Annotated in this window: 23 protein-coding genes and 1 other annotated feature; of the genes, 1 reads left to right on the top strand and 22 read right to left on the bottom strand. The window is 42.5% G+C overall.

Annotated elements, in window-relative coordinates; genetic code table 11:
• Positions 1 to 2: 2 nt before the first annotated feature.
• On the bottom strand, positions 3 to 2684 hold the full coding sequence (locus tag F0342_RS08010; protein ID WP_149155462.1) for a cation-translocating P-type ATPase: 2682 nt from the start codon (positions 2682 to 2684) through the stop codon (positions 3 to 5).
• A 212-nt stretch (positions 2685 to 2896) separates the two neighbouring features.
• On the opposite strand from F0342_RS08010, the gene F0342_RS08005 reads away from it, so the two are divergent.
• Positions 2897 to 4600 carry an Rqc2 family fibronectin-binding protein gene (locus F0342_RS08005; RefSeq protein ID WP_149155461.1) on the top strand — a complete coding sequence of 568 codons (1704 nt, stop codon included), beginning with the start codon at positions 2897 to 2899 and terminating at the stop codon, positions 4598 to 4600.
• A 108-nt stretch (positions 4601 to 4708) separates the two neighbouring features.
• On the opposite strand, the gene pyrE is transcribed toward F0342_RS08005, so the two are convergent.
• The 21 genes from pyrE to F0342_RS07900 all read right to left on the bottom strand — a co-directional run bounded on the left by pyrE (position 4709) and on the right by F0342_RS07900 (position 25666).
• Positions 4709 to 5332 (bottom strand): orotate phosphoribosyltransferase, encoded by a 624-nt coding sequence (gene pyrE / locus F0342_RS08000; RefSeq protein ID WP_149155460.1) that lies wholly within the window; start codon positions 5330 to 5332, stop codon positions 4709 to 4711.
• A complete protein-coding gene (gene pyrF / locus F0342_RS07995) occupies positions 5333 to 6040 on the bottom strand; it encodes an orotidine-5'-phosphate decarboxylase (protein WP_149155459.1) in 708 nt (235 codons plus the stop codon).
• Positions 6012 to 6953 carry a dihydroorotate dehydrogenase gene (locus F0342_RS07990; RefSeq protein ID WP_149155458.1) on the bottom strand — a complete coding sequence of 314 codons (942 nt, stop codon included), beginning with the start codon at positions 6951 to 6953 and terminating at the stop codon, positions 6012 to 6014. The genes pyrF and F0342_RS07990 overlap by 29 nt, the downstream gene beginning before the upstream one ends.
• Positions 6950 to 7723, bottom strand: coding sequence for a dihydroorotate dehydrogenase electron transfer subunit (locus F0342_RS07985; protein WP_149155457.1), 774 nt, complete (start codon positions 7721 to 7723; stop codon positions 6950 to 6952). Before F0342_RS07985 ends, F0342_RS07990 begins: the two co-directional genes overlap by 4 nt.
• The gene (gene carB / locus F0342_RS07980; protein ID WP_149155456.1) at positions 7720 to 10932 is read right to left on the bottom strand and encodes a carbamoyl-phosphate synthase large subunit; all 3213 of its coding nucleotides are present in this window, start codon (positions 10930 to 10932) and stop codon (positions 7720 to 7722) included. The genes F0342_RS07985 and carB overlap by 4 nt, the downstream gene beginning before the upstream one ends.
• Complete coding sequence (locus tag F0342_RS07975) at positions 10925 to 12016, bottom strand: carbamoyl phosphate synthase small subunit (RefSeq protein WP_149155455.1); 1092 nt, start codon at positions 12014 to 12016, stop codon at positions 10925 to 10927. Before F0342_RS07975 ends, carB begins: the two co-directional genes overlap by 8 nt.
• Positions 12013 to 13299, bottom strand: coding sequence for a dihydroorotase (locus tag F0342_RS07970; RefSeq protein WP_149155454.1), 1287 nt, complete (start codon positions 13297 to 13299; stop codon positions 12013 to 12015). Before F0342_RS07970 ends, F0342_RS07975 begins: the two co-directional genes overlap by 4 nt.
• Before the next feature lie 16 nt (positions 13300 to 13315).
• Complete coding sequence (locus tag F0342_RS07965) at positions 13316 to 14194, bottom strand: aspartate carbamoyltransferase catalytic subunit (protein WP_149155453.1); 879 nt, start codon at positions 14192 to 14194, stop codon at positions 13316 to 13318.
• Between the two features lie 162 nt (positions 14195 to 14356).
• A complete protein-coding gene (locus tag F0342_RS07960) occupies positions 14357 to 15688 on the bottom strand; it encodes a uracil-xanthine permease family protein (RefSeq protein WP_149155452.1) in 1332 nt (443 codons plus the stop codon).
• A gap of 147 nt (positions 15689 to 15835) precedes the next feature.
• On the bottom strand, positions 15836 to 16381 hold the full coding sequence (pyrR, locus tag F0342_RS07955; protein WP_113968281.1) for a bifunctional pyr operon transcriptional regulator/uracil phosphoribosyltransferase PyrR: 546 nt from the start codon (positions 16379 to 16381) through the stop codon (positions 15836 to 15838).
• A gap of 187 nt (positions 16382 to 16568) precedes the next feature.
• Positions 16569 to 17480 carry an RluA family pseudouridine synthase gene (locus F0342_RS07950; protein ID WP_149155451.1) on the bottom strand — a complete coding sequence of 304 codons (912 nt, stop codon included), beginning with the start codon at positions 17478 to 17480 and terminating at the stop codon, positions 16569 to 16571.
• A complete protein-coding gene (lspA, locus tag F0342_RS07945; RefSeq protein ID WP_149155450.1) occupies positions 17428 to 17946 on the bottom strand; it encodes a signal peptidase II in 519 nt (172 codons plus the stop codon). The genes F0342_RS07950 and lspA overlap by 53 nt, the downstream gene beginning before the upstream one ends.
• A gap of 106 nt (positions 17947 to 18052) precedes the next feature.
• Positions 18053 to 18334: a hypothetical protein gene (locus tag F0342_RS07940; protein WP_149155449.1), complete on the bottom strand. Its 282-nt coding sequence runs from the start codon at positions 18332 to 18334 to the stop codon at positions 18053 to 18055.
• A 121-nt stretch (positions 18335 to 18455) separates the two neighbouring features.
• Complete coding sequence (gene ileS / locus F0342_RS07935; RefSeq protein WP_149155448.1) at positions 18456 to 21227, bottom strand: isoleucine--tRNA ligase; 2772 nt, start codon at positions 21225 to 21227, stop codon at positions 18456 to 18458.
• Positions 21228 to 21333: 106 nt separating this feature from the next.
• Positions 21334 to 21571: a binding site (T-box leader), on the bottom strand.
• Positions 21572 to 21621: 50 nt separating this feature from the next.
• Positions 21622 to 22137, bottom strand: a complete 516-nt coding sequence (locus F0342_RS07930) for a DivIVA domain-containing protein (protein ID WP_098350955.1) — start codon at positions 22135 to 22137, stop codon at positions 21622 to 21624.
• Positions 22138 to 22226: 89 nt separating this feature from the next.
• Positions 22227 to 22997 (bottom strand): YlmH family RNA-binding protein, encoded by a 771-nt coding sequence (locus tag F0342_RS07925; RefSeq protein WP_149155447.1) that lies wholly within the window; start codon positions 22995 to 22997, stop codon positions 22227 to 22229.
• A 97-nt stretch (positions 22998 to 23094) separates the two neighbouring features.
• Positions 23095 to 23358 (bottom strand): YggT family protein, encoded by a 264-nt coding sequence (locus tag F0342_RS07920; protein ID WP_149155446.1) that lies wholly within the window; start codon positions 23356 to 23358, stop codon positions 23095 to 23097.
• 8 nt (positions 23359 to 23366) lie between these two features.
• Positions 23367 to 23813 (bottom strand): cell division protein SepF, encoded by a 447-nt coding sequence (locus tag F0342_RS07915; RefSeq protein WP_149155445.1) that lies wholly within the window; start codon positions 23811 to 23813, stop codon positions 23367 to 23369.
• 16 nt (positions 23814 to 23829) lie between these two features.
• Positions 23830 to 24504, bottom strand: coding sequence for a YggS family pyridoxal phosphate-dependent enzyme (locus F0342_RS07910; RefSeq protein WP_149155444.1), 675 nt, complete (start codon positions 24502 to 24504; stop codon positions 23830 to 23832).
• The gene (gene pgeF / locus F0342_RS07905; protein WP_149155443.1) at positions 24501 to 25328 is read right to left on the bottom strand and encodes a peptidoglycan editing factor PgeF; all 828 of its coding nucleotides are present in this window, start codon (positions 25326 to 25328) and stop codon (positions 24501 to 24503) included. The genes F0342_RS07910 and pgeF overlap by 4 nt, the downstream gene beginning before the upstream one ends.
• A gap of 50 nt (positions 25329 to 25378) precedes the next feature.
• Positions 25379 to 25666 (bottom strand): YlmC/YmxH family sporulation protein, encoded by a 288-nt coding sequence (locus tag F0342_RS07900; protein WP_148968672.1) that lies wholly within the window; start codon positions 25664 to 25666, stop codon positions 25379 to 25381.
• Between the last annotated feature and the right edge of the window lie 375 nt (positions 25667 to 26041).

Here is a 26041-nt window from a genome sequence, read left to right as displayed (position 1 = left end):
TTTCACTGTTTTTTTCTTGCAAAAAATGACCCTGCCAGTAAAAACGTTGGAACCGAGCTTAAACCAATGATCAAGAACCAGTCCTTTAACACGATTGGTACTGTATGGAAGATCGGCTGCAAGGATGGGATGTATATCACGAGAAGCATCAATACGAGTGAAGATAACACGGCCCATACAAGGTACATGTTTCCGAAGGGATTTCTTGAAAATACAGAAACATCACTTCGACAGTCAAACACATGAATGAGCTGTGCCATAACCAATGTAGCAAAGGCAACGGTTTGGGCATACGCCAAGTGATCGGGGTGAGTCTTATACGACAACATGAAGGCAAGTAGAGTGACACCACCGATTAAGAAGCCCCTTGAAACTACCTTCCAGCCTAATCCTCTGGCAAAGACGCCTTCTTTTGGATGCCTTGGTTTTCTCTTCATGACATCATCTTCTGGCTTATCGAGACCAAGTGCCATGGCAGGAAGTCCATCTGTCACAAGGTTCACCCAAAGTATCTGGATCGGCACCAATGGAAGTGGAAGTGCCAGGATCATGGCAAACAGCATGACGAGAATTTCCCCTACATTTGATGCCAGCAGGTACCGAATAAACTTTCTGATATTCTCATAGATGTTTCTGCCTTCCTGGATTGCTGATTTAATCGTTGCAAAGTTATCATCCAACAGGACAAGTGAGGAAGATTCCTTGGCTACATCTGTTCCGGTAATTCCCATGGCTACTCCAATATCCGAAGATTTTATTGCCGGAGCGTCATTCACTCCATCCCCGGTCATCGCCACCACATGTCCCCGGTTTTGCAGGGCTTTGACGATTTTTAATTTATGCTCAGGAGAAACACGTGCAAAAACCGAAACTTCTTCCACGATTTCTTCCAGTTCATGTACTTCCATATGATTCAGGGCTCTTCCATCCAGAACGCGATCTTTGTTTTTTAAGATTCCTAGCTGTCTGGCAATCGCTTTAGCCGTTAAAATATGATCACCTGTAATCATCACCGTCTTAATGCCGGCTGCCCGACACTCTTTCACTGCCTGCTTCACTTCAGGTCTGGGAGGATCGATCATACCTTGTAAGCCAATGAAGGTCACCCCTTCTTCAATGTCATTTTCCTTAATCCCCTCGATGGATCTTTCATTGAGGGGTTTATAAGCAATCGCAATGTTTCGAAGCGCATTGGACGACATTTCACTGATTGCCTCTTCTACTTTTTGGGCTATTTCAGCTGATTTATATTGAAGTCTTCCTTCCCACAAGATGGATTCGCTTTTGCCGACTAAAACGTCGGGAGCACCTTTCGTTACAGAGAAGTGTTTCCCATTTTGGTCGACAACGATGATACTCATCATTTTTCTAGTAGAATCAAAGGGGAATTCTTTAACAATCGTAAATTTCTTCTGCAAAGATTCCCGGCTCAATCCAGCTTTCAACCCCGCCACAAGAAGAGCCCCTTCTGTAGGATCCCCATCAACTACAAAGTTTTCTTCACGTGTTACGAGTTCCGCATGGTTGCACAGCATACCAAAGGTTAATAATTGTTGAAGAGCATTTTCACTGTGAGGAGTTACCCTTTGATCTCCGCTGTAAAATTGGCCATCCGGTTCATATCCGGTTCCCGTTACTGTCCACGTTCTGCCTCCACTCCATAGATGTGTTACCGTCATTTTGTTTTGAGTCAGAGTTCCTGTTTTATCTGAGCAAATAACCGATGCACAGCCTAATGTTTCAACAGCCGGCAGCTTTCGGACGATCGCTTTCTTCTTGATCATTCGCTGAACGCCGAGGGAAAGGGCAACGGTTACAATGGCAGGTAGACCTTCTGGAATGGCCGCAACTGCCAAAGAAACCCCAGCTAAGAACATAGTGTACATATCGTGACCCTGAATCACACCGATTCCTACGACCAATGCAGTTAACACGAGAGCAACGGAAATCAGTATTTTTCCTAATTCTTCAAGTTTTCTTTGAAGTGGGGTTATCATCGTTTCAGCTTTTTGAATCATATCAGCGATTTGTCCCATGGCTGTCTTCATTCCGATTGATGTCACAACACCAATACCATTACCCCTAGTTACCATCGTCCCCATAAATGCCATATTCTCTAAGTCTCCGAGACTCATGTTTTCACCATTGACGGGGTTCGTCGATTTTGTGACAGGTACAGATTCCCCTGTTAAAGCAGATTCTTCTATTTCCAGATTGTTCGTTTCAATGAGCCGCACATCTGCCCCGATCCGATCCCCGCTTCCAAAGCGGATGACATCACCGATAATGACCTCTTTAGAAACAACTTTCACCCACTTACCATCTCTCAACACCGAAACCTGAGGTGCCGAAAGTTCCTTTAAAGCCTGCAGGGACCTTTCTGCTTTACGCTCTTGAAAAAAACCTAGAAAACCGTTTATTAACACAATGGCTATGATGGCAATCGCATCGATGTATTCTCCCAGTAATCCTGAAATGAGTGTGGCTGCCAATAACACAAGAACCATAAAGTCCTTAAATTGACTGAAAAATAATAACAAAGCCGACTGCTTCTCAGCTTCCTCCAATTGATTGTACCCAAACTGTTCCCGTCTCTTTGCTACGTCATCTGTTGAAAGACCCTCTAGATAATTGGTATTTAATGACTGCTCTATGTCCTCTTGTCTCATCTCATGAAATTTCATGCAACCATGTCACTCTCCTCCTACGATACGAAAAGTTGTCCTTCTCATAGCATTCTTATTCAGACTCGTCCTAAAAAATGATATGATTTATGTATGTTTTGCATTTCACCTGTGAGAGGGGTAAAATCGGTTACATTTGATACACAGAGACCAAGATCAAGCTTGGCAGATATAAAATACACCGAAATCGTTTAAAGCAAAGGATGTTATATATGTCATTTGATGGATTATTTACTAGAAGCATGACCAAAGAATTGAACGAGAACTTATTGCACGGACGCATCAACAAAATACATCAACCTTATAAAAATGAAATCATCATGATTATCCGGGCGAATGGAAAAAATCACAAAGTTCTATTATCCGCCCACCCCAGTTATTCAAGGGTACAAATAACAAAAGAAAACTATGAAAATCCTTCTGTCCCTCCCATGTTCTGTATGCTTCTACGAAAGCATCTGGAAGGGTATATTGTAGAGGGGATCAAACAGGTTGAACTGGACCGGATGATCATAATTGAAGTGAAGGGCAGAAATGAAATCGGCGATATTTCCTACAAACAGTTAATCATCGAAGTAATGGGGCGCCATAGTAACATCATTCTAGTTGATAAAGAACGAAATATGATTCTGGATAGTATCAAGCATATATCACCAAGCATGAATACACACCGTACTGTTTTGCCTGGTCATACGTATGTTTTACCACCACAACAAGATAAAAAAAATCCACTTAATGCTACCAGTGAAGATGTTCTGAGAGCACTGGACTTTAACTCCGGCAAACTGGATAAGCAGATTGTCCAAGCTTTTGCAGGCATTTCTCCTCTTTATGCAAAAGAAGTTGTTCACCGTGCAGGAATCGGCAACCAGTCTACGATTTCCGAATCATTCTTAGAATTGATTCAGTATGCAAAATCGATTGACTCTACACCAACCCTCATTAGTGGGGAGAAAGAAACGTTTTACTGGATGGATCTTGAACATCTGCAAGGAGAGAAACAAACCTTTCCTTCGTTAAGTGAACTATTGGACCGATTCTTCTATCAGAAGGCTGCACGAGACCGGGTGAAGCAACAAGGAAACGACTTGGAACGATTCATCCGAAACGAACGGGATAAAAATGTAAATAAAATTGAAAAATTAAAGAAAACGTTGGAGGATGCCCAGCAGGCAGATAGATATCAATTGCTCGGTGAACTCCTTACTTCGAATTTATATGCGGTTGAACGAGGAATGACTGAGGTTAGCGTGGTAAATTATTATGATGAAAACGGGGAAAGTATCATGATCCCCCTCAACCCGCAAAAGTCTCCATCAGAAAATGCCCAAAACTATTTTTCACGCTATCAAAAAGCAAAGAATGCAATAAAAATCGTTCATGAGCAAATTGAAAAAGCCGACGAAGAGATTGTCTACTTAGAACAATTACTTCAACAATTAGAATCGGCATCAACAAAAGACGTTGAAGAAATCAGAGAAGAGCTGGAAGAAGAAGGCTACCTGAGGGTCCGTAAACAAACGAAAAAGAAAAAGGCAAACGTGAAACCTGTTCTGGAAACATACACTTCAAGCGACGGCACACAAATCTTAGTCGGAAAAAACAATAAACAAAATGATTATTTAACCAACAGAGTCGCAGGGAAAGAAGAGGTATGGCTTCATACGAAAGACATTCCAGGCTCTCACGTTGTAATCAAGAGTCCGAATCCTTCGGAGGAGACGATTAAGGAAGCAGCTAAAATTGCTGCCTACTTTAGTAAAGCACGGGAATCAAGCTCGGTGCCTGTTGATTTCACTGAAGTCAAACAGGTAAAGAAACCAAAAGGAGCCAAGCCGGGGTTTGTCATTTATGAAGGACAGCAAACGGTATATGTGACACCTGATTTGGATTTGGTCCGTTCGCTGAAGAATTGATATTAATTAATGAAGCACTTTCACTCAGTCTGAAATAGGGTGGGAGTGCTTTTGTTTTTCCCTTATCAAAAAAACTAAAAGCAACTCACAAAAGAGTTGCTTTCTACCTTAACTGCCCCATTTCTCCGGATTTTCACCCCAAAGCTTCAATTGTTCCAGTTCTTCTTCCCGAATGATCGAGTTTTGAAGCGCTACAGCCAATAAACTTGAGTAATCGGATAGTGCAAATGCCTTAATGTCGTGTTCTTCAAGCATCCTTTTCCCTTTTTCTAACTCGTAGGTGAAAATAGCAGCTACCCCTAATACGTCGCAGCCCGCTTCTCTTAAAGCGTTCACAGCTGTAATACAACTGCCGCCTGTCGAGATGAGGTCTTCAACCACCACCACTTTTTGACCAGGCGCAGCTTTCCCTTCAATCTGCTTTCCTTTTCCGTGAGCTTTAGCTTTCGAGCGAACATAACACATCGGCAGGTTTAGTTTTTCACTTACCCATGCAGCATGTGGAATTCCAGCTGTTGCAGTCCCTGCAATGACTTCCACATCCGGAAACTGCTCTTTAATAATCTCAACAAGACCCGTAGAAATTTCATCCCGCACTGTAGGGTAAGATAAGGTCAGTCGATTATCGCAATAGATTGGCGACTTTATTCCCGATGACCATGTAAATGGCTCCGACGGGTTTAAAAATACGGCTTCGATGTCTAATAATTTTTTGGCGATTTCTTGTTTCATTCAGAGGCCCTCCCATTCATGTACAATTCGTTCATATGCTTCAACCGGATTACTCGTTCCTGTAATACTTCTTCCCACGACAATATAGGAAGAACCCATTTCTTTTGCCATACGTGGTGTGGTGACTCTTTTTTGGTCTCCTTTTTGATCATCTGCCAACCTGATCCCCGGAGTGACCCGAATAAAATCTACACCACAATGTTCTTTTATAAGAGAGGATTCATGAGGAGAACATACCACTCCATCAAGGCCCGCCATTTTTGCGAGTGTTGCATAATGTAAGACAGATTCATTGATCGTTTTAGGTATTAGTTGCTCTACCTGCATTTGTTCTTCCGTTGTTGACGTTAATTGAGTGACGGCAATCAATTTTGTGCGTGAATGATTAGCAGGTGTGCCGGCATGTAAACCCTCTAACGCCTTTTCCATCATCATTCCGCCACCTGAAGCATGCACATTGATCAGGTCAAGGTCGAACCCGGCAAGTCCCTTCATGGCGCCATATACTGTATTGGGAATGTCATGTAGCTTTAAGTCCAGGAAAATACGATGATTTTTATTTAAAATCTTTTCGATGATAACCGGTCCATTTTGAAGGTATAGCTCCATACCGACTTTTACATTTAAACTCTCTGAAAATTGATCTAAGAAGATTGATGTCTTCTCCCATGATGGGAAATCAAGAGCAATAAACGGCTTTTGATTCATGCTTCCCCCAGCTCCTTCCGGTCAATTGGGATATATGCTCCACTCCCAGTTCGTCAAGTAATGGCGGTAAATTCTTTATGATACGCTGACACACGAATGGATCCACGAAGTTTGCTGTACCGACGGCTATGGCGCTTGCCCCTGCATAAAAGTATTCAATCACATCTTCAGCAGTTTGTATGCCACCCATCCCGATAATCGGAAGATCCACCTGTTGACTTACCTCATAAATCATACGAATCGCAACCGGTTTAATGGCTGGTCCGGATAACCCCCCTGTTTTATTTGCCAGGATCGGCTTTCCTGTCTTCATATCCAGTCTCATCCCGAGGAGTGTATTGATCATTGTCAGGCCGTCTGCTCCCCCTGCTTCAACAGCCTTGGCCATGTCGACAATATTGGAGACATTCGGTGATAACTTTACATATAGTGGGACCTGCGAGACTTCTTTTACTCTCTCGGTCAATTCTTTTGCCACTTCTGGGATGGTGCCAAAGGCTATTCCCCCTGTTTTTACATTTGGACAGGAGATATTCAATTCAAGGGCCTTAACGTTTTCTGCGGTTGAGATGACTCTTGCCACCTCCACGTAATCCTCCATCTGAGACCCCGCCACATTAGCGATGATCGGTACATCGTACTTGGAAAGCCAAGGAAGTTCGTTTCTCATCACACCTGTGAGCCCGGGATTTTGTAACCCGATTGCATTCAGCATACCGGCATTCGTCTCAGCAACCCGGGGAGTCGGATTTCCAAAGCGCGCTTCTTCCGTAGTAGCTTTGATCATAATCGCTCCAAGCTCGCTTAAATCATAGAACTGACTGTATTCGCGTCCAAAGCCAAAGCAGCCTGAAGCCGGCATGACAGGGTTTTTTAATGTTAATCCGGGTAATTCGATTTGTAATGATTTCATAATTGCACCACCCCTACTGGAAATACAGGTCCGTCACTGCAAACCTTAACGTAGCTTGACCCTTGTGGATCATCCTGTTTGTGACAAACACAAGCGAAGCAAGCACCAATCCCGCATCCCATGCGCTCTTCTAAAGAAATGAAGCCGCGTCGGTCACCCAATTGTGATTGAAGTGCTTTCAGCATCGGTGTCGGACCACAGGAATAGAACACATCAAAGGCCGGTGCTTTTTCTCGAATAACGTCTGTTACAAACCCGGTGGTTCCGAGGGTTCCGTCCACTGTAGCGACAAAGGTTTCTCCCAATTCTCTGAACTTGTTCACATAAAAACTCACGGATTCAGTTTGAAAACCGAGGATGTGTTTCACTTTCCAACCATTTTCAACTAGATTTTTAGAAAGACCGTAGAGGGGAGGAACTCCAATTCCTCCACCTACTAATAGAGCGGTCTTACTCCTACCTGCTACTGTGAATCCATTTCCCAAAGGTCCCAATACGTCGATCCTTTCATTACTTATCACTTGCGAAAGAAGGTTAGTTCCCTTCCCTTCTGCACGATAGATCAATGTTATGGTGAGTTCTTCGTGATTATGGGAGGCGATGGAAATCGGTCTCCTCAGTAAAGGGTCGATTCCCGTTCCCACTTTAATATGGACAAATTGTCCTGGAGCTTTGATCTCTCTCACCAATTCTCCTTGTAGAACTAATTCAAAGATGTTTTCAGCTATTCTTTCATGAGAAAGCACCACCATCTTTTCATTTACGATCATTGAAAAACCGCCTCTCTCGTTTTCGGTTGTGATGGAAGAGCCTCAGCAGAGAATGTCATGGATTCAATCACTCGCAGGATGGCTTCTGCTGTGTCCAGTGATGTAAGACATGGGATGCCGTTTTCTACTGATTCTCTACGGATTCTAAATCCGTCCCGGGCAGGCTGTTTTCCTTTTGTCAAGGTATTGATGACCAGTTGTGTTTCTCCACTTTGGATGATATCCAACAGGGTTGGTCCACTGGATCCGATCTTATCCACTTCACGTACGGTAATATTTGCTTTTGTCAGATGCTCGGCCGTACCTTTTGTTGCAAGGATTTGATACCCGATATCGATAAAGCGTTGCGCCAGGAGAACCGCTTCGTCTTTGTCTTTATCTGCTACGGTCATGAGTACAGATCCATATTCTTTCATTTGCATTCCTGCTGCAACCATTCCTTTGTAGAGGGCTTTTTCCAAAGTAAGGTCTTTCCCCATTACTTCACCTGTTGATTTCATTTCAGGACCTAAAGTGATGTCCACCCGTCTTAGTTTGGCAAAGGAGAATACAGGAACCTTCACATATACACCATGTTTTTCAGGTATTAATCCTGATTCATATCCTTGATCCTTAAGGGAGATCCCTAGAATGGACTTGGTTGCAATATTCGCCATCGGTACATTCGTGATTTTACTGATGAATGGCACTGTACGGCTGGAGCGTGGATTCACTTCCAGAACAAATACTTCGCCTTTCGAGATGACATATTGGATATTCAGTAACCCCACAATGTTTAGGCCTTTCGCAAGTCGTGTTGTATAATCGACAATGGTTTGTTTCTGTTCCCCTGTCAGCTGCTGTGGAGGATAAACCGCGATGGAATCTCCGGAGTGAACTCCAGCCCGTTCGATATGCTCCATGATTCCAGGGACTACTACGTCTACTCCGTCAGAAATGGCATCCACTTCAATTTCTTTTCCGATCAGGTAACGGTCGATTAAAACCGGATGTTGCGGGTTCACCTTTACTGCGTTCTTCATGTATTGAAGAAGCTCTTCTTCTCGGTAAACAATTTCCATCGCTCTTCCACCAAGGACGTAAGACGGTCTGACCAACACAGGGTATCCGATGTTTTCTGCGATCTTAAGGGCTCCTTCAACAGATACCGCTGTCTTTCCTTCAGGTTGAGGAATGCCAAGTTCGTTCAGAGTGTGTTCGAATTTATCCCGGTTTTCTGCACGATCTAAATCTTCAAGTGATGTACCGAGAATCGTGACTCCTCTTCTCACCAGCTCATCTGCCAGATTGATCGCGGTTTGCCCACCAAATTGCACGACAACTCCCTTAGGCTTTTCAAGATCGATGATGTGCATGACATCTTCTACCGTGAGAGGTTCAAAGTATAATTTATCCGAGATGCTGAAGTCTGTCGAAACCGTTTCTGGATTGTTATTTACGATGATCGCTTCATAGCCCGCTTCTTTAATGGCCCAGACAGAGTGAACGGTTGCGTAATCAAATTCTACTCCCTGACCGATCCTGATCGGTCCTGACCCAAGAACGATGACACTCTCCCGCGAAGTGACCTTGGATTCATTCTCATCCTCATAGGTTCCATAGAAGTAAGGAGTTTCTGATTCAAACTCAGCCGCACATGTATCTACCATTTTATAGACAGGTATTAAATCATTTTCTTTTCTCCAGCTATACAATTCTGCTTCTGTACTATTCCATAGCTTGGCAATGGTGATGTCTGAAAAGCCCATTCGCTTTGCTTTTTGTCCCAGCTCGAGATTGAAGGGATGTAAGGTTAATTCCTGTTCGAATTCTACGATTCTATTCATTTTATACAGGAAGAAAAGATCGATTTTGCTCCAATCATGAATGGTTTCAATCGTCACTCCTCTTCTAAGTGCTTCTCCGATATAGAAGAGTCGTTCATCTCCTGCTTTGCGGATTCTCTTCTCGATCCACTCGTCTGTAAATTGTTCAGCATCACTTAACTCCATATGATACGTATTGCTTTCGAGGGAACGAATCGCTTTAAGAAGTGACTCTTCGAACGTTCGGCCAATCGCCATTACTTCACCGGTTGCTTTCATCTGCGTACCGAGGTTACGCTTGGCAGCTTCAAATTTATCAAACGGCCATCTTGGAATTTTCGTCACCACATAGTCCAGTGCAGGTTCGAATGATGCATATGTTTTACCTGTTACAGGATTCATCATTTCATCCAGGGTAAGTCCTACTGCAATTTTTGCTGCAAGCTTCGCAATTGGGTATCCCGTTGCTTTTGATGCTAGTGCAGAGGAACGGCTCACCCTTGGATTCACTTCGATGATGTAATACTGGAAGCTGTCCGGATCAAGGGCAAGCTGGACGTTACAGCCCCCTTCAATCCCTAATGCTCGGATGATCTTCAAGCTTGTATTACGGAGCATTTGATACTCCCGGTCACTTAGAGTTTGACTTGGAGCTACGACAATCGAATCTCCCGTATGGATTCCCACCGGGTCGATGTTCTCCATATTACATACCACGATGGCATTATCGGCTGCATCTCTCATAACCTCGTATTCAATCTCTTTAAAACCTGCGATACTTTTTTCCAGTAGACATTGAGTTACCGGGCTGTACTTCAGGCCTGAGGTTACAATTTCGATTAATTCTTCTTCATTGTGACAGATCCCTCCGCCGGTCCCACCCAGTGTGTAGGCAGGCCTTACGATCACTGGAAAGCCGACGCTTTCTACGAAATGAAACGCTTCATCCACCGTTCGGATGATTTCGCTCTCAGGAACCGGCTCCCCGAGTTCATTCATTAAATTTCTAAATAAGTCACGATCTTCTGCCTTCTCTATTGCCGAAAGCTTCGTTCCGAGAATTTCCACTCCGCATTCTTCTAAAACTCCTGATTTAGCAAGTTCAACAGCCAGGTTTAATCCCGTTTGACCACCTAATGTAGGAAGAACCGCATCCGGACGTTCTTTACGAATGATTCTACTGACAAACTCCAGCGTCAGTGGTTCGATATACACTTTATCTGCCATTTCAGCGTCGGTCATAATCGTAGCAGGGTTTGAATTTACGAGGATGACACGATACCCTTCCTCTTTTAAGGCGATACATGCTTGAGTCCCCGCATAATCGAATTCTGCCGCTTGTCCTATGATGATGGGTCCGCTCCCGATAACTAAGATGCTTTTGATGTCTGTACGTTTAGGCATGTTGAATCTCCTTTCTTTTCTCTTCTTTCATAAGTTGTAAGAAATCATCGAATAAGTAATTTGAATCCTCAGGTCCTGGAGATGCTTCCGGGTGATACTGAACCGTGAAGGCAGGGTAGTCTAAATGCTTTAAACCTTCTACTGTTCCATCATTGATGGCCATGTGAGTAACTTGAAGTCTTGTTCCTATCAACGACTTTTCATCTACAGCATAACCGTGGTTCTGGGAAGTCAGTGCTACTTTTCCAGTTTTCAAGTCTTTTACTGGATGGTTGCCTCCTCTGTGACCAAATTTCATTTTGAAGGAGTCGCCTCCACACGCGAGAGCAAATAATTGATGCCCTAAACAAATTCCGAATAGGGGAATTTCTCCCAGGAGCTCTTTAACCGTTTCTATTGCTTCAGGTACATCTTTCGGATCCCCAGGCCCATTTGAGAGCATGATCCCGTCAGGCTGCAAACGACGAATCTCTTCCGCTGATGTATGGTAAGGAACCACAATCACGTCACAATCACGCTTGTTTAATTCTCTCAGGATTCCGTGCTTCATCCCAAAATCCATTAACACGACACGATATCCTCTTCCCGGACTGGCATATGCTGTTTTCGTTGAAACCTGCATGACTTGATCGGATCTTAGTGCAGTATCATGCAATTTCTCAAGCATTTCTTTTGGATCCAACTCTGCTGAACAAATGATGCCTTTCATTGCCCCATGCTGTCTGATGATCCTTGTTAACTTTCTTGTATCGATATCTGAAATTCCTGGAATACCTTTTACTTTAAATAATTCATCCAAAGTTGATTCATTTCTCCAATTTGAAGGGAAATCTGCAACTTCTCTCACGATGAACGCTTTGATAGCAGGTGTGATGGACTCAAAATCGTCGCGATTGATTCCGTAGTTCCCTACGAGGGGATAGGTCAAAGTGACAAGCTGTCCACAGTATGATGGGTCTGAAAGAATTTCCTGATATCCTGTCATACTTGTGTTGAAAACCACTTCTCCAATCGTTTCTTTGTTCGCTCCAAAGCCTTCTCCTACGAATACTGTTCCATCGTCTAAAATGAGTTGTCTTTTCATTGTTTGTTTCCTCCTTCATTCCATACAAGAGATCCCTGATAAAAAGTAGCTTTCGGAAAGCCTCTGCACTCCCATTCTTTAAATGGAGTATTTTTTCCTTTTGATAAAAATCCGGCTGGATCAATCACTTTTTGTTCATTTAAATCTATAAGCGTAAAATCAGCTTCTCCTCCTACTTCTAGTAGTCCAAACGGAAGGTTAAAGGCTTTGCTTGGTTTAATCGTCATCCAATCAATTAGCTGCTTTAACGTGAAGATTCCCTCTTCTACAAAGCGTGTGTAGAGTAACGGAAAGGCTGTTTCCAATCCAACAATTCCGAAAGGAGCGAGCTGCATCCCTTCAGATTTCTCTGCTTCTGTATGAGGTGCATGATCCGTCGCGATAAAGTCGATGGTGCCATCCAGCAACCCTTCTATTAACGCTCGCTGATCTCCTTTGCTTCTAAGAGGCGGGTTCATTTTGAAATTCGGATCAAGTCCCGGAATATCTTCTTCGCATAGGAGAAGATGGTGTGGTGTTACTTCAGCTGTCACATTGATCCCGGCATTTTTAGCATCGCGGACCACTCTTACTGACTCTTTCGTTGAGATATGACATACGTGATAATGTACGCCTGCTGCTTCTGCCAGCAGCACATCCCGGGATATATGTACGGCTTCACAGATTGAAGGTATTCCTTTCAGGTTATATTCTTTGGAGAATGTTCCATCATGGACCGCTCCTCCATAAATCAAGGTATTCTCTTCACAGTGGGCCACTATGGATGCATTGATGTCTGCTGCCTTCTTCATGGCTTCAAACATCATGCCTGCTGATTGCACCCCTACCCCGTCATCTGTGAATGCAAATGCCCCATTTTCCTTTAAGGAAGGTAAGTCATTAAGCGTTTTCCCCATTTGTCTCTCTGTGATGGCGGCATAAGGTAACACGCGAACACTTGCTGTTTCAGAGATTTTCTTGTTAAGGGCTTGCAGATTTTCTACTGAGTCAGGTACGGGTCTTGTATTAGGCATTGCAGCGATGGTCGTGAAACCACCCTTCGCAGCAGCTTTTGTTCCCGTTTCGATTGTTTCTTTGTGCTCGCCCCCCGGTTCTCTTAAATGGACATGAAGGTCAACAAATCCTGGGGAAATCAATAACCCATCCGCTTGAAATACCTGGTGATTGGTACGTTTGAGGTCTGTTCCCATCTCGATGATTTTCTGATTCTCCACCTTCACATCCACTATCTCAAGATCACCATTCTTTGCTAAAGTACGTGCATTTCGGATTAACCAATTCATTTCAAATTCCCCCTAGTTAGTTGATTTCAAGTGCTCTCTTTAAAACAGCCATTCTGACGTATACTCCATTTTCCATCTGCTTAAAGATTCTTGACTGATCACATTCCACCAATGAATCTGCAATTTCAACTCCACGGTTGACCGGTGCCGGATGAAGAATGATACCGGTTGGTTTCATTCGCGATTTTCGACTTTCCGTCAAGCCAAAGCTTTCATGGTATTCCTCTTTCGTTAAGCTTGATGTACTATCGTGTCGCTCATGTTGAATTCTCAATAACATGACCACATCCGAATCTGCTATACATTTATCTATCGGCATATATTGATCTCGATCCTGTGATGGGAACCATTCCTTTGGTCCAGAGAACATCACTTCTGCTCCCAGCTTTGTTAACGCTTCTGCATTGGATCTTGCCACTCGGCTATGGGCAATGTCTCCAATGATCGATACCTTAAGTCCTTTAAACCCTCCAAATTCCTGACGAATGGTCAGCAGGTCCAGTAGGCATTGAGTAGGATGATTGCCACATCCATCTCCTCCGTTGATGACGCTTATATTAAGTGGTGCAAGTTCATCGAAATATCGTTCAAGTGAGTGCCGGATGACTACGGTTTCTACACCGATGCTTTCTAATGTTTTCACCGTGTCATACAAGCTTTCTCCCTTTTGTACACTTGAAGTCTGTGCTTCAAATGGAATGACCTCGAGTCCAAGCTTCCTTTCCGCCATTTCAAAACTGCATTTCGTCCGGGTACTTGCCTCGAAGAAAAGATTGGCTACATATTTATTGGAGCCTTCCTTCCATGTTTCTCCCTCTTTAAAGCGTTCAGCTGCATCTAATATTTTAATGATTTCCTCTTTTGTTAAATCATTCATTGTCAACAAGTTCTTCATCATGGGACAACCCTTTCTTCTCTTCTTTCAAAAAAACACCCTGCCAATTTTCTGACAGGGTGTTTTTGAACATTCCAACAGGGACAGTGCGAAAAATCTCACGTACCTGTCTTGTTCAAATTCACCCTTCTTAGACTCTCTGGACCATGTTAAAAGGTGCATCTATGCAACATCATGCTGCTTTGTATTTTCTTCTTCGAATAAGTTGTTTTTCCCTTCGCTTTCTTCTCTACCTGGTAAGACAAGGTTTAGAAGAACTCCGACAATCGCTGCAAGTGCCATCCCTGATAAGGATACCTGCTCGTTGACCTTCACGAATGCCCCTCCTACCCCGATCACCAGGATCACTGAGGAAATCACCAGGTTTCGCTTGTTTCCTAAGTCTACTTTGTTATCAATCAGCATTCGCAGTCCGCTAGAGGCGATGATTCCGAACAGAAGGATGGACACTCCACCCATGACGGCTGATGGAATCGATCCAATCAAGGCTGTTATCTTCCCGATAAACCCGAACATGATGGCAAGAACCGCGGCTCCTCCGATGACGAAAACGCTGAATACCCTTGTTATGGCTAATACTCCAATGTTTTCACCATACGTTGTATTGGGTGGTCCACCGAGGAAGGATGCAATCACAGTTGCTACCCCATCCCCAAGAATGGAGCGGTGAAGTCCTGGCTTTTCAATGAAGTTTCGTCCTACTACTTTACTTAGAACCATCTGGTCTCCAGTATGCTCTGCCAAGGTTACGAGGGCTATAGGTACCATGATGGACACGATTTCCCAAGAGAAGCTCGGCGTGTAGTCAACGAATGGGATAAAGAAGTCCGGCATTTGTAAGAGCGGCGCATCCAACACTTGTTGAAAGTTCACTAATCCCGCAAAAACCGCTATGATATACCCTCCAACGATTCCGGCTAAAATCGGCACCATTCCGAGAAAGCCTTTAAAGTATATCGAGCAAATCACGGTAATGCCTAAAGTGGCAAGAGCCACCATGAAGTGTATGTTGCTGTAAACCAATTCTTCTGCTCCAGGATTTTCATACATGGCCATATTAACAGCCGTTCCTGCCAGTCCTAATCCTATAACCATAATCACTGGCCCTACAACTATCGGCGGAAGAATCCGCACAAGCCATTTCAGCCCCAGCTTTGAGATGAGCAATGCTACGATTCCGTAAACTATCCCGGCGAGAAAGCTTCCCATCATGGCCGCCTCAGGACCTCCAAAGCTCTTTGCAGCTAAGATAGGTGCAATGAATGCAAAGGATGATCCTAAGTAAGCAGGGATTCTTCCCCTTGTGATCAAGAGATAAGCAAGTGTGCCTAATCCACTTGAGATAAGGGCAACCCCAGGGCTTAGCCCTACCAGGAATGGAACTAACACAGTAGCCCCAAACATGGCGAATAGATGCTGGATACTCAATGTGATCCATTTTCCTAACTTCGGTACTTCTTCTACGTCTAACACAACCGTATGATTTTGATTCATTTATGTTTCCTCCTCTAATACCCATATTCCCCATAAAAAAACCCTCTTTGTCCTAAAGAGGGCACAAAGAGGGTACAAGAAGGCCTATATCTACCTTCATTCCCATCCTTTGTCAGCCTCACGGGACCACTCTTAAAAGGACTTACGTTATTCTTTTTCGTGAATTGCAACGATATCTTCCTGATCTACCTCTGTTAAGGCAACCATGATTTTTTCGGAGCTTGATGTTGGAATGTTCTTTCCGACAAAGTCTGCCCTTATCGGTAATTCTCTATGTCCCCGGTCAACCAGTACCGCAAGTTGAATTTGACTCGGTCGTCCAAGATCCATTAATGCGTCCAAACCTGCCCGGACCGTTCTTCCTGTGAATAATACATCGTCTACCAGGATGACTTTCTTGTTCGTAATATCAACAGGCAGGTCAGAACCTTTGACCTCTGGTTCATGATCCTCTGTTTTCTTAGATAAATCATCCCGGTATAGGGTGATGTCTATTTCCCCTACGGGAATTTGCTCACCTTCAATATCATGAATTCGCTCAGCTAATCGATTAGCGATGTAAATGCCTCTTGTTTTGATACCAACCAAAATACAATCTTCAATTCCTTTGTTACGCTCGATGATTTCATGGGCTATTCTTGTCAACGCCCTTCGAATGGCGGGTTGATCCAGAACCGTAGCTTTTTTAGTCATTTACGCCACCTCGTTTCATTAAAATAAAAAATCCCTCTCACCGTAGGGATGAGAGGGCACACTTATCGTTATGATCTGATTGCACGCCAAAATGATTTGGTCGTACATGCTCCTTCTCAGCCTCACGGGACCGTATTAAAGGTTACTTATTCAATTAACTAAATCATAAAGGTCCAGTCGGAATTTGTCAACGATTATTTTCAAGATGCTTCACAAGTTTAGTGAACTCCTGAGGTAACTCCGCGTGGAATTCCATATATTCTTCTGTTCTTGGATGGACAAATCCTAACACTCCAGCATGAAGGGCCTGTCCTTCTATGCTCAATGTCTTTCGTGGTCCATACTTTGGATCCCCCGCAAGCGGGAAGCCGATATACTTCATGTGCACACGGATTTGATGCGTTCGTCCCGTTTCCAATTCACATTCGACTAATGTGAAATCTTTATAGCGATCCAGCACTCTGAAATGTGTCACCGCTTGTTTACCGTTATCCACTACAGCCATACTTTGGCGATCTTTAGGGTCTCTTCCGATCGGAGCATCAATGGTGCCGTATTCATGGGGAATAAGGCCATGTACGATGGCTGTATATTTTCTTGTTACGGATTTTTCTACCAGCTGATTAACCAAATGCTCGTGAGCCATATCATTTTTCGCCACCATCAGTAAGCCTGAAGTGTCCTTATCTATACGGTGGACGATTCCTGGTCTTAGAACTCCATTAATGCCGGATAAATCCTTACAGTGATACATCAAACCATTCACCATTGTCTCTGAATAATGCCCAGGTGCAGGGTGAACGACCATTCCCTTTGGCTTGTTTACAACTATGACGTCCCCATCTTCATAGGCAATGTCAAGATTGAGGTCTTCCGGTTCTACATCCAACTCTTCGGGTTCCGGGATCGAAACCTCGATTAATGCATCCGCTGGACATTTGAAATTAGGTTTTATCGCCTCACCATTCACTTTAATATGACCTTCTTTTATCCATTGTTGAACCTGTGAACGGGACCATTCCTTGTTCAACTGACTTACGACTTTATCAATTCGTTCTCCCTGGTTTTCCTGCTGTATGTTGTGCTGAATTACTTCCATTTTTGTTCTCCTTCTTTGCTTTTCGTTCGTCTAAATACATGTAAATTAGTAACAATGCTACTCCAATGGTTAATGCTGCATCGGCAATATTAAAGATCGGAAAATCATAGGAAAAGATGTATGTATTTAAGAAATCAACCACTTCTTTTCGAAAGACACGGTCAATAAAGTTTCCAATAGCTCCACCAAGCATAAAGGCTAAACTTAAACTGAATAAAGAATGCCCTTTTGCATGGACTTGCATATAATACACGATACCTACAATCACTACTACTGTAATAATGTAAAAAAACCACATTTGCCCTTGAAGTATTCCCCATGCTGCACCCTGATTTCGATGAGAAGTAAGATATAAAAAATTGTCTATGATCTTTATACTTTCTCCTTCTGTCATTCGTTTCACAACCAACCATTTTGTTAATTGATCGAGTCCAATCACAACCAAAGCCAATAAATAATAAAACACAAAGGCAACCTCCGAACATCGTAAAATGATTACCTTTGCATTTTAGCATAAAAGGGGAAATAAAGACACTTAAACTAAATGTGGACGATGAAACCCGCTTAAGTCTTCAGGAATAAGATGAGATTTTTCCAAATCGTCTCCATTCCAATGCACCGTGAAGCGTTGTGCAGGTAGGGTTCATCTTAATGAAATCAAAGGGTATTTCTTCTCCGCTCATTTCACAGTAGCCGTATTGATTATCTCTAACACGATTTAGGGCTTGTTTCACTTCGGTAATTTCATCATCAATATACTGCTGAATTAAAGGATGTTGAGATCGACTTGCCTCTAGCTCTTTCAAGGATGTTGTAAGCTCTTGAACAATGGATGTGTATCGGTCATATGTCATCTTTGATCCCTCCATTCATAGTATGGGGGAAACACACCTGAAAATTGCGTTGCAAGATATAGCAATTTTGGAATATAAAAAAGGCTGACTCACATAATATGCGGCCAGCCTTTCGATATTATTATGCCAGGTGAGAATAGCTTTCTTTCACTACTGATGCACAGCGTGTGCAAAGCGTAGGATGATCCTGATCCTCGCCTACTGTGGTTGTAACAACCCAACAGCGGTCACATGTTTCACCCTCGGCTTTTTCGACGACAATATTGTTTTCACCAAGACTTAATGCATGTTCTGGTGCCGAGTTCACTGCTCCCCCGATTTCAAAGGCGGACACGATGAACAATTGTTTTAAGTCTTCCTTAATGGAACCGAGTAAAGCTTGCGTTTCATCATTCACGTAAAGAGTCACTTTAGCCGTTAATGATTTCCCGATCAACTTCTGATTACGAGCTTCTTCAAGACCTTTTAATACATCATCTCTTAACTCCAGGAAAGCATTCCATTTCTTCTTCAACTCATCAGCATTTCTTAACTCTTGCACTTCAGGCATATCAGTAAGTTGAACACTTTCTCCCACTACTCCAGGGATATGAGCCCACACTTCATCAGCTGTATGAGAAAGGATTGGAGACATCAGTTTAGTTAGAGCAACCAGGGATTCATATAACACAGTTTGGATTGCTCGACGCTCGTCATGATTTTCTGACTCGATATAAAGAACATCCTTCGCAAAGTCTAAATAGAATGAACTTAAATCCAGCGTACAGAAATTATTTACAGCGTGATAGATGCTTGCAAATTCATATTTGTCGTATGAATTTCTCACATTTTTCACTAGATCATTCAACTTCACAAGCATGAATTGATCCACTTCTCTTAATTGATCGAAGGATACCGCATTGGTACTTGGGTCAAAGTCAGAAAGGTTTCCTAATAAGAAACGGTACGTATTACGGATTTTACGATACACTTCAGCCACTTGCTTCAAGATTGGATCTGATACTCGAACATCTGCTTGATAATCAACCGATGCAACCCAAAGGCGAAGGATATCGGCTCCAAGCTGCTTCATCACTTTTTCAGGAACGACTACGTTCCCTAATGATTTACTCATTTTTCTTCCGTCACCATCAAGAGCAAATCCATGACTTAACACGCCTTTATATGGAGCTTTACCTGTCACTGCTACACTTGTAGTCAAGGAAGAGTTAAACCATCCGCGATATTGGTCAGATCCCTCTAAATAAAGGTCTGCAGGACGCTGAAGGTCATTTCTTTCTTCAAGTACGGCTTGATGTGAAGAACCTGAGTCAAACCAGACATCCATGATATCCTGTTCTTTCGTGAACTTCCCATTCGGACTTCCTTTATGGGTAAACCCTTCAGGTAGAAGATCCTTCGCTTCTTTTTCAAACCAGATGTTTGAACCGTGTTCACGGAAAAGCTTTGATACATGCTCAATGGTTTCATCTGAAATGATTTCCTGGCCATTCTCAGCATAAAATACCGGGATTGGCACTCCCCATGCACGTTGTCTTGAAATACACCAGTCTCCACGGTCTCTGACCATATTGTACAGGCGTGTTTCCCCCCAAGCAGGTACCCATTTCGTTTCATTTACGGCTTCCAGCAGTTCTTTACGGAATTTATCGATTGACGCAAACCATTGTGCCGTCGCTCTAAAGATAACAGGCTTTTTCGTACGCCAATCATGTGGATAGGAGTGTGTGATAAAGTTAAGCTTTAACAATGCTCCTGTTTCCTGTAGCTTTTCGGTAATCGGTTTGTTGGCTTTATCGTAGAACAAGCCTTCAAATCCAGGTGCTTCTGAGGTCATTACTCCTTTATCGTCTACCGGACATAACACATCCAAGCCATATTTCCTACCAACCAGAAAGTCATCTTCCCCGTGTCCTGGTGCGGTATGAACACACCCTGTACCTGAATCAGTCGTAACATGTTCACCAAGTACAACAAGTGAATCCCGATCATATAATGGATGTTTTGCCACGATATGCTCAAGCTCCGCTCCTTTAACCTTTTTGGATACTGAGTAAACTTCCCATTCCAGATTCTTCGCAACTTCTTCCAGTAAATCCTCTGCTACTACATAGCTGCTTTCATTCACATTTACAACGACATAGCTTAGATCTTCATGCACGGCAATTCCCAGATTGGCAGGAATCGTCCAAGGAGTTGTCGTCCAGATGACTAATTGAGTCCCTTTTTCAAGAACATCCTTACCTTCTGTAACGGCGAAGCCGACGTAGATGGAAGGAGAACGCTTATCCTGATACTCGATCTCTGCTTCTGCTAAAGCAGATTCACTTGAAGGAGACCAGTACACTGGTTTTTTACCTTTATAGATATAGCCTTTCTTCGCCATATCACCGAATACTTTAATCTGTTGAGCTTCGTACTCAGGCTTTAAGGTAATATATGGATTATCCCAATCACCACGTACCCCTAATTGTTTGAACTGAGTGCGTTGGTTATCAACTTGCTTATAAGCATATTCTTCACACAATTTACGGAACTCTGCGATAGTCATTTCTTTACGCTTTACGCCTTTATTCGTTAACGCCTGCTCAATTGGTAAACCATGAGTGTCCCAGCCTGGAACATATGGTGCATGGAATCCGCTCATGGATTTATAGCGGACGATAAAGTCTTTAAGAATTTTATTTAATGCGTGACCCATATGAATATTTCCATTGGCATATGGAGGCCCATCGTGAAGAACAAATAAAGGACGATCACTCGTTCTCTCCTGCACTTTTTGGTAAATATTCATTTCTTCCCACTTCGTCTGTGTATCCGGTTCGCGTTTCGGTAAATTTCCTCTCATGGGAAATTCCGTCTTCGGCATCAATAATGTATCTTTATACTCCATGAAATCTTCCTCCTAAACGTTTCTCTTAATTGCCATCTTTTCTAAATCCCGCGATTCTTAATCAGGCTATCCCTTTTGGAAACAAAAAAAAGCTTTCTCGTCCCTGGAAAGGGACGAGAAAGCTTTTCCCGCGGTACCACCCTCATAAAGATCTAAATCGATCTTCACTCGTATTGATTCGTAACGTGAACAAGACGCTATTCATTACTCTCCGGAAGTGAATTTCATGAGTAGAGCTCGAGGGTGATCTTCCGTACCTTTGTTCCTTGTCGGGCTTACACCGTCCCCGACTCGCTAGAAAGGAAATATCATAAGAAACGTACTGTCCCTGTCTTAGCCTTCATTATGGCAATTTAGATTGTTGTTCAATTATATGAAAGTATTGCGCTTTTCGTCAAGACAATGTCTCTTCTTCTTTTAAAGTTTTTAAATCTGTTGCGTCCAGATCGAATTCCATTAATTGATCCCAGTCATTTGTATCAAGTAAATCAAGCTGGGCTTCGATTAACATTTTGAAACGAGTTCGGAACACCTTTGACTGCTTCTTGAGCTCTTCAATCTCAATGGCAATCTTACGGGCTTTGGATAATGATTCGTTAACGATGCGATCAGCATTCTTCTCGGCTTCCTTAATGATCAGCTTCGATTCTTTCATTGCATTACGCTTAACTTCTTCCCCTGCTTCTTGAGCAATGACGATTGACTTGTTTAACGTTTCCTCGATGTTTGTAAAATGACCTAAACGTTCATTCAAGGAGTTTAAACGTTCTTCCGTTTCCTTCTTCTCGCGGATAAGAATTTCATAATCCTTAATAATTTGATCTAAAAATTCATTAACCTCGTCCTCATCATAACCACGAAAGCCACGACTAAATTCTTTATTATGTATGTCTAATGGCGTTAAAGGCATGGGAGCCACCTCCAGTACTTGGTGAATTACATATTTATTATAACTAAAATTTCGACAGTATGTGGGAGAATCCCTTTAATTTTCTTAAATTATTTCAGTATTCCAACAGAAATTCGCCATTTATCCCGTTTCGTTCTTCCTTCAATGGACAATAACTTACTTCTTCCATACCCTCTTGCTGAAATTACATCCCCGGCTTCTACTTCAAAAGAGGCATTTTCGACCGTTTTCCAATTGACTTTTACATGATTGCTTTTAATCAATGTTTGAGCTTTTTGGCGGGAATCATTATAGATTGCTGCGAGAACGACATCTAACCGCAGGGAGCTTACAGTAGTCACTTTTTCCAACCATTCTTCCTTACTTTCGATTCGATCTTTCATTGGAATATCCTTCATGGAGATCTTTGCTTTGCCTATTTGAGTGAGTTCCATCCGGACGTATTCAGAAATCTCACCTGCGAGCATGAGTTGAATGGTATCGTCCTCAGATAAAATATCCCCGAATTTTTCCCGTTTCAACCCTAATGACATGAGAGTCCCTAGTACCTGTCTATGCTCTATTGTAACAAACTTGGACGGGTACTGTATTTCAAATAACTTAATACCAAAATCTTCTTCTTCAGGCTGAAAATAAGGGGGATACAATAACGCTCTTTTCCGTTCCGTATTTTCCGGATAGAAGGAAAGGATGATCTCATCGTTATTTCCAATGACGGACTCAACAATATGCTGCTGCCTTGGGTCCAAAAAGTCCGTTCGTTTCGCTGTATATTGATTTTCCACTGCCAGTTTCCACTCCAGTACAGCATCCACAAACCCTCTCTCATCCGGCCTGAAATGTTGGTAAATTGAAGACACAACTTCACCTCCTATGTAATTTACCCAAAATAAAAGAACTGAAACTGTTCAATCCGGTTTCAGTTCTTTAAAGGATATTTGATCGCATACTCGCCGATTAAATCAGCCATCTAAATAATTGGTATAAACCAGATTGTGCCAAGTTCAACACAATGAATGCCACGATTGGTGAAATATCAATCATTCCGATCGATGGAACAAAACGTCTGAATGGTTCTAAATACGGTTCGCATATTCTTGCAAGGAACTGTCCAATCGACGTCTCCCTTGCATTTGGAAACCAGGACATTAATATATAAATGATTAAAGCCCAGGAGTATATGCGAATAAGGTTGTATAAAATCTCATAAAGCATCACCATAATTTACATTACCACCTCGAATCTGATAGATCTTCCTCTTTAAGGAACTCAGAGATATTCCCGCTCACTTCCACATTATCAGGCGTACAAAGAAAAATATTATCTCCAACTCGCTGAATGTCGCCGCCAATTGCGTACACAGTTCCACTTAAGAAGTCGACAATGCGTTTTGCTTGATCATGTTGAATCCGCTGTAAGTTTACCAGGACAGAGCGTCTATTCTTTAAGTGATCAGCAATTTCTTGAGCTTCAGCGTATACTCTCGGCTCAACCAGTATCATCTTAGAAGACTTTTGAACACTTTGAAGACTTACAACATTTTGTTTCGAATTTGAAAGCGACTGCGACTTCATGGGCTTTTTCTCCTCGTATTCTTCTTCAAACTTTTCTTCTTCATAATCATATTCATCTTCATCCAGCAAAAAGAACGTTTTAAACTTTGACTTGATACCCATTTGTATTCATCCCCTCTCAGTCATTTCCAACTAATGCAGTTCCAATACGAATAAACGTAGCTCCCTCTTCGATTGCAATCATGTAATCATTGCTCATCCCCATTGATAATTCTGTACAAGGGGCATAAGGAAGGTTTAATGCGTTGATTTCTTCCTGGATTGTTTTCAACTGTCTAAAACAAGTCCGTAAGAATGGTTCATCGTCCGTATGTGGAGCCATTGTCATTAATCCTACGACATTAATATTTGTGAAGTCTTTAAGACTCACAATAAATCCTTTTACTTCTTGAGGTGATAACCCATGTTTAGAATCTTCTCCAGAAACATTCACTTGAACAAAACAAGACACAGGCTTGTCCGCTCTTTTATGAATTTCTTTAGCTAGTGACAGACGATCCAGAGAATGTATGTATGATACTTTATCAATGATGTTTTTTACTTTTCTAGATTGCAGAGATCCAATAAAATGCCACAGAGGCTTGTCCTGTAGAACTTCCTGCTTGGAGAGCAGTTCTTCGTCACGGTTCTCACCTAAGTGAATAAGGCCGGCTTCAACCGCTTCTTCGGCTCTCTCGATTGAAACGTATTTAGTGACCGCTACAACATGTACGTCTTCAGGGTTTCTTCCACTGTTCTTACATGCATTTTCAATGTTTTTCTGGATGATTATAAATTTTTCAGATACCTTCATCTTTTTTTCTCCTTCCAGCCAATGAAGCTCATGATTCTTCCTGTTTTACCACCATCTCTTCTGTATGAGAAAAACTCATTGTGACAGGATGAACAATAACTAGAAGTGTGGATTTGTTCAGCATTTAAACCAGTTTGCACTAAAAGCTTTTCATTCAACTTCTTTAAATCGAGGTAATATTGTCCCTCTTCCTTTAAATTATAGGGTAAGTTGTTTTCATCTTCTAGTGTTTTTTTCACTTTATCGATCACACAGTCATCAACTACATAGCAATTCTTACATATGGATGGCCCGATCACAACCTCCAGGGAAGACTTGGAGGCCCCTCGCTCCATATATGCATCGACCATTTTGGGCCCTATTTGTAAAACAGTACCTTTCCATCCGGCATGTGCCAATCCGATTGTACCCGAATCTCTGTCCAGAAAATAGAGGGGAACACAATCCGCATAGCACATCGTTAATAGAATATTCTCATCTCCTGTAATAAAACCATCGGTATCCTGAATGCTGGTGTGATAAAGCTCTGCACCTTTTCCCTTGTCTACTTCTCCTACTTGATGAATGTTGTTTCCGTGGGTTTGTTCAGCAGCTGCCCACGATTCAACAGGCATCATTAAACTGGAAGCAAGTAATTGACGATTATGAACCACTGAAGATTCATCGTCTCCCACGTGCAATCCCATATTAAAAGAGTGAAATGGTCCGGTACTGACACCACCCCATCTTGTAGTGATCCCTGCAACTAGCCCAGGATTATTTTTCGTCCATGTACCTATAGAATAATAAGCTTCTGTTTCTCTATTAAAAGGATCCTTTGACACGTTGAATCTCCCTCGTTTTTATTAAGTGTACCATATTCTCTGAAGATTCGTCATGTATCGGGGGCTTGTTTCGGTTCCTGCAGTTGACCTTGAATATAATGACTTTCTTTATATCTAACAAGAATAACATCCTCCCCTATTTTTACAATACTGCTCCAAGGAATCACAATATCTTCATCTTTTCCGAAGAAACCCAATATCTTTCCTCCACCTCCGATGACAATGGCCTCAATTCTTCCAGTATCCAGGTTAATTTCTATATCCCCTATATTCCCTAATTTCCGTCCGTCAGATATACTCACGACATCTTTCACCTGAAATTCAGATATACGTACCATCTGTTTTCACCCTCTCTTCTTGTTGTTTCTCATTTGTGTACCTATATGTTCAAAGACTGTTCTTTCACCCAATTCAAGTAGTTATTACTAGTGTATGCAACAAAAAAAAAGGCAGACCTACCCGAAGGAGATCCACCTTTCTTTTCTTTTGTCCAGCTACAAGGCTTAGAAGCTCGAGGTCATAAGTCAAACCATCCAAAAAGGCAAAGAACGCCTTTCCGGATGGTTCGCCTTATGCTTTTCGCTTCTGGGCAAAGCCCTTCCGCTTTTCTTTTGTCCAGCTACAAGGCTTAGAAGCTCGAGGTCATAAGTCAAACCATCCAAAAAGGCAAAGAACGCCTTTCCGGATGGTTCGCCTTATGCTTTTCGCTTCTG

The sequence above is a fragment of the Bacillus sp. CH30_1T genome, from assembly GCF_008364765.1.
In the GTDB taxonomy this organism is placed as follows: domain Bacteria; phylum Bacillota; class Bacilli; order Bacillales; family Bacillaceae_B; genus Rossellomorea.
The sequence above is the reverse complement of the archived record's forward strand: the minus strand, read 5'-3'. Positions and strand labels throughout refer to the sequence as shown.

Bases quoted from the DNA above. Each gene is read 5' to 3' on its own strand.
- F0342_RS08010 (WP_149155462.1), bottom strand. From the start codon at position 2,684: ATGAAATTTCATGAGATGAGACAAGAGGACATAGAGCAGTCATTAAAT.
- F0342_RS08005 (WP_149155461.1), top strand. From the start codon at position 2,897: ATGTCATTTGATGGATTATTTACTAGAAGCATGACCAAAGAATTGAAC.
- pyrE (WP_149155460.1), bottom strand. From the start codon at position 5,332: ATGAAACAAGAAATCGCCAAAAAATTATTAGACATCGAAGCCGTATTT.
- pyrF (WP_149155459.1), bottom strand. From the start codon at position 6,040: ATGAATCAAAAGCCGTTTATTGCTCTTGATTTCCCATCATGGGAGAAG.
- F0342_RS07990 (WP_149155458.1), bottom strand. From the start codon at position 6,953: ATGAAATCATTACAAATCGAATTACCCGGATTAACATTAAAAAACCCT.
- F0342_RS07985 (WP_149155457.1), bottom strand. From the start codon at position 7,723: ATGATCGTAAATGAAAAGATGGTGGTGCTTTCTCATGAAAGAATAGCT.
- carB (WP_149155456.1), bottom strand. From the start codon at position 10,932: ATGCCTAAACGTACAGACATCAAAAGCATCTTAGTTATCGGGAGCGGA.
- F0342_RS07975 (WP_149155455.1), bottom strand. From the start codon at position 12,016: ATGAAAAGACAACTCATTTTAGACGATGGAACAGTATTCGTAGGAGAA.
- F0342_RS07970 (WP_149155454.1), bottom strand. From the start codon at position 13,299: ATGAATTGGTTAATCCGAAATGCACGTACTTTAGCAAAGAATGGTGAT.
- F0342_RS07965 (WP_149155453.1), bottom strand. From the start codon at position 14,194: ATGAAGAACTTGTTGACAATGAATGATTTAACAAAAGAGGAAATCATT.
- F0342_RS07960 (WP_149155452.1), bottom strand. From the start codon at position 15,688: ATGAATCAAAATCATACGGTTGTGTTAGACGTAGAAGAAGTACCGAAG.
- pyrR (WP_113968281.1), bottom strand. From the start codon at position 16,381: ATGACTAAAAAAGCTACGGTTCTGGATCAACCCGCCATTCGAAGGGCG.
- F0342_RS07950 (WP_149155451.1), bottom strand. From the start codon at position 17,480: ATGGAAGTAATTCAGCACAACATACAGCAGGAAAACCAGGGAGAACGA.
- F0342_RS07940 (WP_149155449.1), bottom strand. From the start codon at position 18,334: ATGACATATGACCGATACACATCCATTGTTCAAGAGCTTACAACATCC.
- ileS (WP_149155448.1), bottom strand. From the start codon at position 21,227: ATGGAGTATAAAGATACATTATTGATGCCGAAGACGGAATTTCCCATG.
- F0342_RS07930 (WP_098350955.1), bottom strand. From the start codon at position 22,137: ATGCCTTTAACGCCATTAGACATACATAATAAAGAATTTAGTCGTGGC.
- F0342_RS07920 (WP_149155446.1), bottom strand. From the start codon at position 23,358: ATGGTGATGCTTTATGAGATTTTATACAACCTTATTCGCATATACTCC.
- F0342_RS07915 (WP_149155445.1), bottom strand. From the start codon at position 23,813: ATGGGTATCAAGTCAAAGTTTAAAACGTTCTTTTTGCTGGATGAAGAT.
- F0342_RS07910 (WP_149155444.1), bottom strand. From the start codon at position 24,504: ATGAAGGTATCTGAAAAATTTATAATCATCCAGAAAAACATTGAAAAT.
- F0342_RS07900 (WP_148968672.1), bottom strand. From the start codon at position 25,666: ATGGTACGTATATCTGAATTTCAGGTGAAAGATGTCGTGAGTATATCT.